The 12,179-nt window shown below is 62.9% G+C and carries 7 protein-coding genes and 1 pseudogene; 5 read left to right on the top strand and 3 right to left on the bottom strand.

Going from position 1 to position 12,179, the window contains the following annotated elements:
- Window positions 1–39 precede the first annotated feature (39 nt).
- The 4 genes from VGH41_RS10300 (at window position 40) to VGH41_RS10285 (ending at window position 5,674) form a co-directional block, all read left to right on the top strand.
- Complete coding sequence (locus tag VGH41_RS10300) at window positions 40–408, top strand: MliC family protein (protein ID WP_414696632.1); 369 nt, start codon at window positions 40–42, stop codon at window positions 406–408.
- Between the two features lie 270 nt (window positions 409–678).
- Complete coding sequence (locus VGH41_RS10295) at window positions 679–2,331, top strand: acetolactate synthase large subunit (RefSeq protein ID WP_331597297.1); 1,653 nt, start codon at window positions 679–681, stop codon at window positions 2,329–2,331.
- 79 nt (window positions 2,332–2,410) lie between these two features.
- Entirely contained in the window at window positions 2,411–3,847 is a 1,437-nt protein-coding gene (locus VGH41_RS10290) for an aldehyde dehydrogenase family protein (protein WP_331597296.1), read from the top strand.
- Between the two features lie 360 nt (window positions 3,848–4,207).
- Complete coding sequence (locus VGH41_RS10285) at window positions 4,208–5,674, top strand: DEAD/DEAH box helicase (protein ID WP_331597295.1); 1,467 nt, start codon at window positions 4,208–4,210, stop codon at window positions 5,672–5,674.
- Between the two features lie 377 nt (window positions 5,675–6,051).
- On the opposite strand, the gene gluQRS is transcribed toward VGH41_RS10285, so the two are convergent.
- Window positions 6,052–6,948, bottom strand: coding sequence for a tRNA glutamyl-Q(34) synthetase GluQRS (gene gluQRS, locus VGH41_RS10280; RefSeq protein ID WP_331597294.1), 897 nt, complete (start codon window positions 6,946–6,948; stop codon window positions 6,052–6,054).
- Window positions 6,949–7,033: 85 nt separating this feature from the next.
- Complete coding sequence (locus VGH41_RS10275; RefSeq protein ID WP_331597340.1) at window positions 7,034–7,897, bottom strand: sulfurtransferase; 864 nt, start codon at window positions 7,895–7,897, stop codon at window positions 7,034–7,036.
- A 275-nt stretch (window positions 7,898–8,172) separates the two neighbouring features.
- On the opposite strand from VGH41_RS10275, the gene dnaE reads away from it, so the two are divergent.
- Window positions 8,173–11,751 carry a DNA polymerase III subunit alpha gene (dnaE, locus tag VGH41_RS10270; RefSeq protein WP_331597339.1) on the top strand — a complete coding sequence of 1,193 codons (3,579 nt, stop codon included), beginning with the start codon at window positions 8,173–8,175 and terminating at the stop codon, window positions 11,749–11,751.
- A 101-nt stretch (window positions 11,752–11,852) separates the two neighbouring features.
- On the opposite strand, the pseudogene VGH41_RS10265 reads toward dnaE, so the two are convergent.
- Window positions 11,853–12,179, bottom strand: a pseudogene (locus tag VGH41_RS10265) (glycosyltransferase family 2 protein); the annotation flags it as partial.

Raw genomic sequence — 12,179 nt, 5'->3', positions numbered from 1 at the left:
AAAACTTTCTCAATGAAGCATAGCCAAGCGAGGCATCTGATGAAGGCATGGCTCGTCGCGGTCACGGGTGCGCTGGGCGTGATGATGACAGTCGGCGCGGCATGGGCCGAACCGTTGCGCCTCGCCGAGATTCAAACGAAGCAGCGGCAGACTCACAAATACACCTGCGCGACCGGCAAGATCCTGCAGGTCACGTACTGGAACACGGCCAATGGCCAGAGCTTTGCGCTCGTACCGGTCAAAGGCAAGTCGCTGCTGTTCGTCAACACGCTGTCCGGGTCCGGTGCGAAATACCAGGCGGGCAGCTACACATGGTGGACCAAGGGACCGCGTGCCGACCTGTATGACGCCACGGCGGGTGACAACGCGCCGCCCGTTCTCTCCAACTGCGTGACTATCGTCCGGTAACTCGCGAGCTCACGAACTCGCGGTTGCCTCGACGCATGCTTCATGAGGCATGCGTCATGAGGTATGCGTCATGAGGACCACCGCATCCCGCAGCGCGGCAAATCTTCCTGTTGCGCCCGCCTGCGCGCAGCTTTTGCTCGCAGGTAGTAAGCTGTTCCCCGCGCCCACCATTTGATGAGTGGCCGCGCGTGTCATCGTCTTCGATCATCCGTTCCCGGATCCCACTGCGTGGGCATGCCGTCCGCGCGCGTTCGTCAAGCGAGACTCCCAATGAAAGCATCGGATCTGTTCGTGAAGTCGCTGGAAGCTGAAGGCATCGAGTATGTGTTCGGCATCCCAGGCGAAGAAAATCTCGATCTCCTCGAATCGCTGCGCCGCTCCAAAATCAGGCTGGTCCTGACTCGCCACGAACAGGCGGCGGGTTTCATGGCGGCCACCTATGGCCGTCTGACGGGCCGCATCGGCGTATGCCTGTCCACGCTCGGGCCGGGCGCGACCAATCTCGTGACCGCTGCCGCCTATGCCCAGCTGGGCGCCATGCCAATGTTGATGGTCACCGGCCAGAAGCCGATCAAGACCAGCAAGCAGGGCCACTTTCAGATTGTCGACGTGGTGCGGATGATGGAGCCGCTCACCAAGTACACGCGGCAGATCGTGTCGATCGGCAATATTCCCGCGCTGGTGCGTGAAGCGGTGCGGCGGGCCGAGGAAGAGCGGCCTGGCGCGACGCATCTGGAGCTGCCGGAAGACGTGGCGGATGAAGAAGGCGACGGCAAGCCGATTCCCAAGAGCTACAGCCGCCGCCCGGTGGCCGAAGAAAAGGCGATTGCGCAGGCGGTCGAGGCGATTACCAGCGCGAAGCATCCGTTGCTGATGATCGGCGCGGGCGGCAATCGCAAAACCACCACCAAGGTGCTGCGCGAGTTCGTCGACCAGATCGGCATACCGTTTTTCACCACGCAGATGGGCAAGGGCGTGATCGACGAGTCGCATCCGTTGTGGCTCGGCAACGCCACGCTCTCCGACGGCGACTTCGTGCACCGCGCGATCGATCACGCCGACTGCATCATCAACGTGGGCCACGACGTGATCGAGAAACCGCCGTTCTTCATGCGCGGCGCCGACGCCGGCGAGAAGACGGTGATTCATGTGAATTTTCTGGGCGCCGAAGTCGATCCGGTGTATTTCCCGCAGATCGAAGTCGTCGGGGACATTGCCAACGCGGTGTGGCAATTGAAGGAGAGTCTCAAGCACGGTCAGGAGCACTGGGACTTTGCGCGCTTCATGGAGATCAAGCAGCACTTCGAGGCGCATCTGGTCAAAGGGCAGCTCGACGATCGCTTTCCGATGTATCCGGTGCGCATCGTCAATGACGTGTACGAGACCACGCCGGTCGACGGTATCGTGTGTCTCGACAACGGCATGTACAAGATCTGGTTTGCGCGCTATTACCGCGCGCATGAGCCGAATTCGCTGCTGCTCGACAATGCGTTGGCGTCGATGGGCGCGGGTCTGCCGTCGGCGATCGCGACAAAGATCGTGCATCCGGACCGCAAGGTGATGGCCGTGTGCGGCGACGGCGGCTTCATGATGAATTCGCAGGAACTCGAAACCGCGGTGCGTCTGAAGCTCGATCTGGTGGTGCTGATCCTGCGCGACGATGCCTTCGGCATGATCCGCTGGAAGCAGGAAAACCTGAATTTCCCGGACTATGGCATGACGCTGCAGAATCCCGACTTTGTCGCCTACGCGAAGAGCTACGGCGCACAAGGGCACCGCATCACGGCGGCGGCGGAATTCGCGCCGCTGCTGCGCGAGTGCTTCGCGACGCCGGGCGTGCATGTGATCGATTTGCCGATTGACTACTCGGATAACGAACGGGTGCTCAATCGCGAGATCAAGCGCCTGAGCGCGCAGCTCTAAACGTACCTTCGAATGCCCGCGGGGCATGCGGTTTGCTGCGGGACCCCGTTGAAACGGATCGCATCAAGGAGAACGAGTCATGTTGAAGAAGACTTACCCGTACTACCTCGCCAACGTTGCGGTGGCGGCCAATACGGATCTCGAAGTCACGGATAAATTCAGCGGCGAAGTGGCGACGCGCGTGGCGATGGCGGACGCAGCGGCGATTGACAAGGCGATTGGCCACGCGGTGGACGCGTTGCCCGCGCTGCGCGAGTTTGCGCCGTTCAAGCGTCAAGCCGTACTCGAACACTGCGTGAGCCGCTTTCGCGAGCGCTACGACGAACTGGCGATGGCGCTGTGCATCGAAGCCGGCAAGCCGATCAATGATTCGCGCGGCGAAGTCACGCGCTTGATCGATACCTTCAAGGTGGCGGCGGAAGAGGCGGTGCGCATCGACGGCGAGATCATCAATCTGGAGATTTCACCGCGCGCGAACGGCTATCACGGCTATGTGAAGCGCGTGCCGATCGGGCCGTGCTCGTTCATTTCGCCATTCAATTTCCCGCTCAATCTGACCGCGCACAAAGTGGCGCCGGCCTTGGCCGCGGGCGTGCCGTTCGTGTTGAAGCCGGCGAGCCGCACGCCGGTCGGCGCGCTGATCATGGGCGAGATCCTCGCGGAGACGGATTTGCCGAAGGGCGCGTTTTCGATCCTGCCCGCGCACCGCGACGGCGCGGACCTGTTCACCACCGACGAGCGCTTCAAGCTGCTGTCGTTTACCGGCTCGCCGGCGGTGGGCTGGGACCTGAAGAAGAAAGCCGGCAAGAAGAAGGTGATCCTGGAACTGGGCGGCAACGCGGCGGCCATCGTGGATGGGGATCAGGGCGGCAAGCTCGATTACGTGGTGGAGCGTCTCGCGTTCGGCGCTTTCTATCAGTCGGGGCAGAGCTGCATCGGCGTGCAGCGCATTCTCGTCCACGCGAGCCTCTACGACGCACTGCGCGACAAGCTGATCGCGAAGACCCAGTCGCTGATCATGGGCGATCCGAAGGACGAGAAGACATTCGTTGGGCCGATGATTTCCGAATCGGAGTCGAAGCGCCTCGCCGGCTGGATGGAAGCGGCGGTGCTGGACGGCGCGAAGATCGTGGCGGGCGGCAAGGTGGATGGCGCGATGTTCGAGGCGACCCTGCTCGAAGACGTGAAGCGCGATTCGGACCTGTATCGCAAGGAAGCCTTTGGGCCGGTGGCGATTCTCGAGAAGTTCGACGATTTCGACACGGCGCTCGCGACCGTCAACGACAGCGATTTCGGCCTGCAGGCAGGCGTATTCACCGATTCGCTGGCTCACGCGCATCGAGCCTGGGACCGGCTGGAAGTGGGCGGCGTGGTGATCAACGACGTGCCGTCGTTCCGGGTGGACAATATGCCGTATGGCGGCGTCAAGGATTCGGGGCTGGGGCGTGAGGGTGTCCGCTACGCGATCGAAGATATGACCGAACTCCGCCTGATGGTGATGCGGCAAACCTGGTGAGGTGCAATGAAGGACAATGAGGGACGGTGAAGGATGAATCCGTGCCCCATTAATTTCTGTCACGGCGCTGTCGTCTGCGTATCCTAGTCTGTGCGGGCCCGCAGGGATTCCCGACACGCCGTCAGCCTTACCCGGGCGGCGTGAGCAGAAAGCGGACGGTCGCGCCATGAGTGTTTTTGCTGAAGTGCTACAATACCGCCCTTTCCGGCGGGTGTTTCCGTCGGCCGGAGCCGGCTGCATTCTTCCCTGACTATATTGGGTATCTTGCGGCACGCCGTGGCTCCGCTTCATCCTGATGCCCTCCGCGGCCCCGGCCGCTGCCGCGTCCCCCGCGCAGGCGCATTTTTAGCGAAAGCCACCATGTCCGACACAGCCGTCACGCCCGATACCGCGACCTTTGACCAGTTTGGCCTTGCGCCCGACATCCTGAAAGCCATCGTGGAGCAGGGCTACACGACGCCAACGCCGATCCAGGCGCAGGCGATTCCCGTGGTTCTCGCGGGCCGCGACGTGATGGGCGCCGCGCAGACCGGCACGGGCAAGACGGCGAGCTTTTCGCTGCCGATCATCCAGCGCCTGCTGCCGCACGCCAGCACGAGCGCCTCGCCGGCCCGCCACCCGGTGCGGGCGCTGATCCTCACGCCGACCCGCGAACTGGCCGACCAGGTTGCCGCCAACGTGCATGCTTACGCAAAGCATACGGCGCTGCGCAGCGCAGTCGTGTTCGGCGGCGTGGATATGAATCCGCAGTCGGAACAGTTGCGCCGCGGCGTGGAAATCCTGATTGCAACGCCGGGCCGTTTGCTCGATCACGTGCAACAGAAGACCGCCAATCTTGGCCAGGTGCAGATGCTGGTGCTCGACGAAGCCGACCGGATGCTCGACATGGGCTTCCTGCCGGATCTGCAGCGCATCCTGAACCTGCTGCCGAAGGAGCGTCAGACGCTGCTGTTTTCGGCCACGTTCTCGGGTGAAATCAAGAAACTGGCGGCGACCTATCTGCGCAACCCGCAGACTATCGAAGTGGCGCGCAGCAACTCGACCGCCACCAACGTGACGCAGACGGTCTATGAAGTGGCCGAAGGCGACAAGACCGGCGCGGTCGTGCAACTGATTCGCGAGCGCGGTCTGAAGCAGGTGATCGTGTTCTGCAACAGCAAGATCGGCGCGAGCCGTCTCGCACGCAGCCTGGAGCGCGACGGCGTGGTGGCGACCGCGATTCACGGCGATCGTACGCAGAACGAGCGGATGCAGGCTCTGGACGCGTTCAAGCGCGGTGAGATCGAGGCCCTGGTTGCTACCGACGTTGCGGCACGCGGGCTGGATATTGTCGAGCTGCCCGCTGTGATCAATTTCGATTTGCCGTTCAATGCCGAAGACTATGTGCATCGGATCGGCCGTACGGGGCGCGCTGGCGCATCCGGCGATGCGCTTTCGTTGTGTAGCCCGAATGAGCGCAAGCAGCTTGCCGATATCGAGAAGCTGATCAAGCGGCCGCTCGACGTGCAACGGCTGACCGTCGATGTGCCGGTGCGGCATCATCATGAGGAGCGTGCTCCGCGGCGCGAACGGGAAGGGCGCGATGAGCGTCCGGGGCGCCGTCGTACAGGAACTGCGTCGGCGGGTGGGTCGTTTGAGCGTGCGTCGCATCATCATCGCGCGCAGCCTGTGGATGATTTTTTCTCCAAGCCGTATGAGCCGTCGCCCTCTAGCCGGAAAGCCGACGACGTGAATGAGGCCGCTTCGCAGAAGACGGTCTCGAAGCAGCCGCTGGCGGCGTTGTTGGGTGGGTTTGGGATGCCGGTTCGGAAGAGTACTTCTTCTTAAGGTTTGGGTTTTTTGCCTGCGGCGTTGTGGGTTGTTCGCCTCGGGCGTTGGCTTTTTCTTGATTTGCTTTTGGTTTTTTAGCGTTGCTTGTTGTGCTGTTTGCCCTGCGGCGTTGGCCTTTCCTTGCTTCGCTTGTGGTTTGTTGGCGTTGCCCCTGTGCGGGGCGGCACCTACTTTCTTTGCCGCCGCCGCAAAGAAAAGTAGGCAAAAGAAAGCGGGCTCACACCGCCAGCTCGTAGGGGTCTCCCACTGGCCTCAATGCGGAGTGGTCCGAGTCAAGATCGGCCCTCGTACCGCTTTCCCCTTTCGTACAGCCATCATCCGCTCCAGCGCGCGCTTCGCGCCGCCGTTGGGTCAATCCCCCTGCGGGCTTCGCTTTATTGCTGCTTCGCCCTCTGACCTTCAATCCGTCGTGCCCACGCCCTCGTCGCTGCGTCGTAAAACGCCTTGAGGGATGTGTGTGTTTTGCCGTTCAGATCGAGGTTCAGGTGGCGCGCTGCCGCGTGCAATGCGTCCAGCGGCTTGCCTGTATCCAGTGCGGTTGCGCCGGTTTGCTTGCTTAGCTTCTCGCCAGCTTCGTTGTTCACGACCGGGACATGCAGGTATGCCGGTGTTGGGACGCTCAGACAACGCTGCAGGTAGATCTGTCGTGCCGTCGAATCCAGTAAATCCGCGCCCCGCACAATGTGCGTGATGCCAGCATCCGCGTCGTCGACCACCACCGCCAGTTGATACGCCCATTGGTCATCCGCCCGGCGCAACACGAAATCGCCTACCTCCGTGGCCAGATTCTGGGTCTGGATGCCCTGCCAACGGTCATTGAAGCTGACGACCGCCGCGTCGCCGTCCGGTACCCGCAAGCGCCATGCGCGCGCCGGCCTGCCGTGCAAGCCGCCGCGGCACGTGCCCGGATAGGCGAGCGTCGTGTTGCGCGCATGCGCGTGGAGCAACGAATCGCTAATCTCTTTGCGCGTGCAGCCGCACGGATACACGTACCCGGCGTCCCGCAGTTGCTCCAGCGCCTCCTGATAGCGAACAGTGCGCTGGCTTTGCCACAGCGGCGGTTCGTCCGCGTGCATGCCGAATTGCTCGAGCGTCGCAAGAATGTCCTCCGCCGCACCTCGTACCGTGCGTGGTCCGTCGATGTCTTCGATTCGCACCAGCCACGCGCCGTCATGTGCGCGTGCATCCAGCCAGCTGGCGAGCGCGCTCACCAGCGAGCCGACATGCAACGGCCCCGTAGGCGAAGGAGCAAAGCGGCCGCGATAAGTCATGGGTTGGATCGGCGCATCGCCGTCGAGGCTTGAGCCGTCATGCCGGCTTGAAAACGCCGCCCGCGCACGAGCTCAGACGCGCCCTTCATGCCGCGCGCGCAGTGTTCCTCTGCGGATGGCATTCCGGGCAGGTCTTGCCGGGCACATACAGCGGCGACTGCTGCGCTTGCGGGCTCACCACCGCGCGGCAGCCGAAGCATTGCGCCGTGGCAGTCGGCTTCAAAGCCGGATCGAGCGCCGTGCGGTAATCGAACACGAAGCACTCGCCGTGATAATGCGCGCCGCCCACTTCCTCGAAATACTTCAGGATGCCGCCTTCGAGCTGGTACACGTTTTCGATGCCGACTTCCTTCATGTGAATTGCCGCCTTCTCGCAACGAATCCCGCCGGTGCAGAACGAAACGACCGTCTTGCCTTCCAGATCCGCACGGTTCTTTTCGATCACCTCCGGAAATTCGCTGAATTTCGTAATGCGGTAGTCGAGCGCGTCCTGGAAGGTGCCTACGTCCACTTCGAATGCGTTGCGCGTGTCCAGCATCACCACCGGCCGGCCTTCGTCGTCGTGGCCGCGGTCGAGCCAGGCTTTCAGCGTAGGCGCATCCACGGATGGCGCGCGCCCCAGTTCCGGTCGGATCGCCGGCTTTTTCATGGTGATGATTTCGCGCTTCAGCTTGACCAGCATGCGCCGGAACGGCTGCTTTTCCGACACGCTTTCCTTGAATTGCAGGTTCGCAAACTTGCCTTCGAACAGCGGGTCGTGACGGAGGTAGTCGATAAACGCTGCCGCCGCTTGCGGTGTGCCCGCGACGAACAGGTTGATGCCCTCCGGCGCAAGCAGGATCGTGCCGCGCAGACCGAGTGCGTTGCACCGCTCGGTGACGAGCGGACGCCACTCGGCAGTGGCTTCGAGGGTCGCGAATTGGTAGGCGGCGAGGTTGACGATGCTCATGATGGTCCAGCGGTAAAGTGGCCCGGCGGCGCCTTGTACGGCGCGAACGGCGGCGAATGGCCGCTCACGCGGCGCGGCCACGGCAAACAGGGCGAAACCCGTATTATCCCTCATGCAGCCGGTTTGCCCGAGTCGGCCGAATGGCCAGCCGGTTGCGGCAGCGCAAGGCGCGCGAAAAATTGCTGGCTGCGCGGCACGCCTGCTCGCCCGTTGCCCCTTGTCCGAATGGCCAACGCTCCCGTTTCGACTCAAATCTTCGGGAGCCTGGAGTTACAATAACGCCCATGTCAGATCCCCGCTTCGTTCATCTCCGCGTTCACTCCGAATTCTCGATTGCCGATGGCATCGTGCGCCTTGACGACATCGTCGCGGCGGCAGCCAAAGACGGTCAGGGCGCGCTCGCGCTCACCGACCTCGGCAATGCCTTCGGCCTCGTCCGTTTCTACAAGGAAGCCCGCGGCAAAGGGGTCAAACCCATTGCCGGCTGCGACGTCTGGATCACCAATCCAGATGATCGCGACAAGCCTGCGCGTCTGCTGCTGCTGGTTAAAGACAAGCGCGGCTACCTGAATCTGTGCGAGTTGCTGACCAAAGCCTGGCTGACGAATCAATATCGCGGCCGCGCCGAAGTGGAAGCGGGCTGGCTCGAATCCGGGCTCGGCGAAGGGCTGCTCGCGCTGTCCGGCGCGCAGCAAGGCGACGTCGGCATCGCACTCGCGGCGGGTAACGAAGAAGCGGCCAAACGCAATGCGCAGCATTGGGCCAAGGTTTTCCCCAACGCTTTCTATATCGAACTGCAGCGCTGCGGTCAGCCTGGCGGCGAAGCCTACGTGCAGCAAGCGGTGACGCTGGCCGCGTCGCTGAAGCTGCCGGTGGTGGCGACCCATCCGCTGCAGTTCATGACGCCCGACGACTTCACCGCGCACGAAGCGCGCGTGTGTATTTCGGAAGGCGACATGCTCGCCAATCCACGGCGCCAGAAGCGTTTCACCACGGAGCAGTATTTCCGCACTCAGGACGAAATGACCGCACTGTTTGCGGACATTCCGTCGGCGCTCGCCAATACGGTTGAAATTGCGCGGCGCTGCAATCTGACGCTGGAACTCGGCAAGCCGAAGCTGCCGCTGTTCCCGACTCCGGACGGCATGTCGCTCGACGACTATCTGGTGCATCTGTCGAAGGAAGGGCTGGAAAAGCGCCTCGAGCAGTTGTATCCGAATCAGGACGAGCGCGACGCGCAGCGCGAGACCTATTACAAGCGCCTCGAATTCGAGTGCGGCACGATCATCAAGATGGGCTTCCCGGGCTACTTCCTGATCGTGGCGGACTTCATCAACTGGGCCAAGAACAACGGTGTGCCAGTCGGTCCCGGCCGGGGCTCGGGGGCCGGTTCGCTGGTGGCCTACGCGCTTGGCGTGACCGACCTCGACCCGCTGCGCTACAACCTGCTGTTCGAACGTTTCCTGAATCCGGAACGGGTGTCGATGCCTGACTTCGACATCGACTTCTGCCAGCACGGCCGCGATCGCGTGATCCAGTACGTGAAGGAAAAGTACGGCGCGGATGCCGTGTCGCAGATCGCCACCTTCGGCACCATGGCGGCGAAGGCGGCGGTGCGCGACATCGGGCGCGTGCTCGATCTCGGCTACATGTTCACGGACGGCATCGCGAAGCTGATCCCGTTCAAGCCCGGCAAGCACGTCACCATCGCCGACGCAATGAAGGAAGAGCCGCTGTTGCAGGAGCGCTTCGACAACGAAGACGAAGTGCATCAGCTGATCGAGCTGGCACAGCGTGTCGAAGGCCTGACGCGTAACGTCGGTATGCACGCGGGCGGCGTGCTGATCGCGCCCGGCAAGCTGACCGATTTCTGTCCGCTGTATACGCAGGGTGACGAAAGCGGCGTCGTTAGCCAGTACGACAAGGACGACGTCGAAGCCGTCGGCCTCGTGAAGTTCGACTTTTTGGGTCTGACTACGCTGACCATCCTCGATTGGGCCGAGCGCTATATCCGCAGGCTCGATCCGTCGAAGCAGGACTGGTCGCTTGCCCAGGTGCCGCTCGACGATCCGGCGTCGTTCTCCATCCTCAAGAAGGCCAACACGGTCGCCGTGTTCCAGCTGGAAAGCCGCGGCATGCAGGGCATGCTGAAAGACGCCCAGCCTGACCGCTTCGAGGACATCATCGCGCTGGTCGCGTTGTATCGTCCAGGCCCGATGGACCTGATTCCGAGCTTCTGCGCGCGTAAGCACGGCCGCGAGATGGTGGAATATCCGGACCCGCGCGTCGAGCCCATCCTGAAAGAGACCTACGGCATCATGGTCTACCAGGAGCAGGTGATGCAGATGGCGCAGATCATCGGCGGTTACTCGCTCGGTGGCGCCGACTTGCTGCGCCGCGCGATGGGTAAGAAGAAGGCCGAGGAAATGGCCCAGCATCGCGAGCTGTTTCGCCAGGGCGCCGCAAAGAATGGCCTGACCGGCGAGAAGGCCGACGAAATCTTCGACTTGATGGAGAAGTTCGCCGGCTACGGCTTCAACAAGTCGCACGCGGCCGCGTACGCGCTGCTCGCGTATCACACGGCGTGGCTGAAGGCACACCATCCGGCGGAATTCATGGCGGCGAATATGTCGCTTGCCATGGACGACACGGACAAGGTCAAAATCCTGTTCGAAGACTGCCTGACGAACAAGATGGCCGTGCTGCCGCCGGACATCAATCTGTCCGCGTATCGCTTCGAGCCGGTCGCCGAAGCGGACGGCAAGCGTTCGAAGACGATTCGCTATGGTCTCGGTGCGATCAAGGGCAGCGGTCAGAATGCGATCGAAGAAATCCTGCGGGCGCGTGAAGAAGGCCCGTTCATCGACCTGTTCGACTTCTGCAACCGTATCGACCGTCGCGTCGTGAATCGCCGCACCGTCGAAGCGCTGATTCGTGCCGGCGCGTTCGACACGCTGCATGCGAATCGCGCGCAGCTGATCGCGTCGGTGTCGCTGGCCATGGAGGCCGCCGATCAGGCGAGCGCCAACGCAATGCAAGCGGGCCTGTTCGATATGGGCGACGCGCCGTCGCAAGGCCATGAACTGGTCGACGAGCCGGAATGGCCGGAAAAGAAGAAGCTGCAGGAAGAGAAGGGCGCGCTCGGCTTCTACCTGTCCGGTCACCTGTTCGACGCCTATAAAGACGAAGTGCGCCGCTTCGCACGCCAAAAGATCGGCGAGCTGAAGGAAGGGCGCGACAAGCTGATCGCCGGCGTAATTGCGTCACTACGCACGCAGATGACCCAGCGCGGCAAGATGCTCATCGCGCTGCTCGACGACGGCACGGGCCAGTGCGAAGTGACCGTGTTCAACGAAACTTTCGAAGCGCACAAGCAGTTGTTCAAGGAAGACGAACTGCTGGTAGTGCAGGGGCAGGCGCGCAACGACGCCTTTACGGGCGGCATCCGCTTTACGGTCGAGACCGTGATGGATCTGGGCCGCGCGCGTTGTCGCTATGCAGAAGCGGTGAAGGTCCAGATGAACGGCAACGCCGACGCGCTTGCCTTGCGGCGTGTGCTGGAAGCGCACAGCGCCGGCGTCGATCAGCCCGCGGCCGCGGCAGCGCCTGCAGCGCCCGTCCGAGGCGGCGGCGCTGGCCGCAATGGCGGCGGTTTCGGTGGTGGTGGCGACGGCGGCCGGCAGCGGCAGGCCGTACACATCCCGAATGGTCTCGCGGTGCAGGTTGTCTATCGCAGCGAGAACGCGGAAGGCGAAGTGCGGCTGGGCGACGCCTGGCGCGTGAAGCCCACGGACGAGTTGCTCGCCGCCTTGCGTGGCGAGTTCGCGGGCAGTTCGATCGAGATCGTTTATTGACAGCGTGAAGCGATCATGCCCCGCATCGCCGCGCGGTCGCGGTCGCTTCCGGGGTGGGGTCGCTTTTGGCTGGCGTGGCTGTCAAGCCCAGGCCGCTGTCCTCAGCTGCGCCGCGCTCCCAGCCGTTCCAGCTTGAGAAAGCGGTAGTACACGGTCTCGGCGTTGAACACGGCGATCATGAAGCCGGCGCGGCCGTCCAGAAAACCGCGCCGCAGGACATACGTGCGGAAGAATGCCCAGACGCCGCGTCCTAGCGCCTTGCCGAAGCTGCCGCCTTGGCCCGCTGCATGCCGCTGCTGCGCGCCCGCGGTGGAATACGCGTCGAGCTTGCGTAACACGGTCTCGAAGTCTTCGTACGAGTAGTGCATCAACTTGCCGGACAGCCGTTGCGCCGGCGTATTGAAAACGAGCCGCTCGTGCACCAGATC

Source organism: Paraburkholderia sp. (assembly GCF_036488795.1).
In the GTDB taxonomy this organism is placed as follows: domain Bacteria; phylum Pseudomonadota; class Gammaproteobacteria; order Burkholderiales; family Burkholderiaceae; genus Paraburkholderia.
This window is presented reverse-complemented; position numbering and strand designations above follow the sequence as displayed.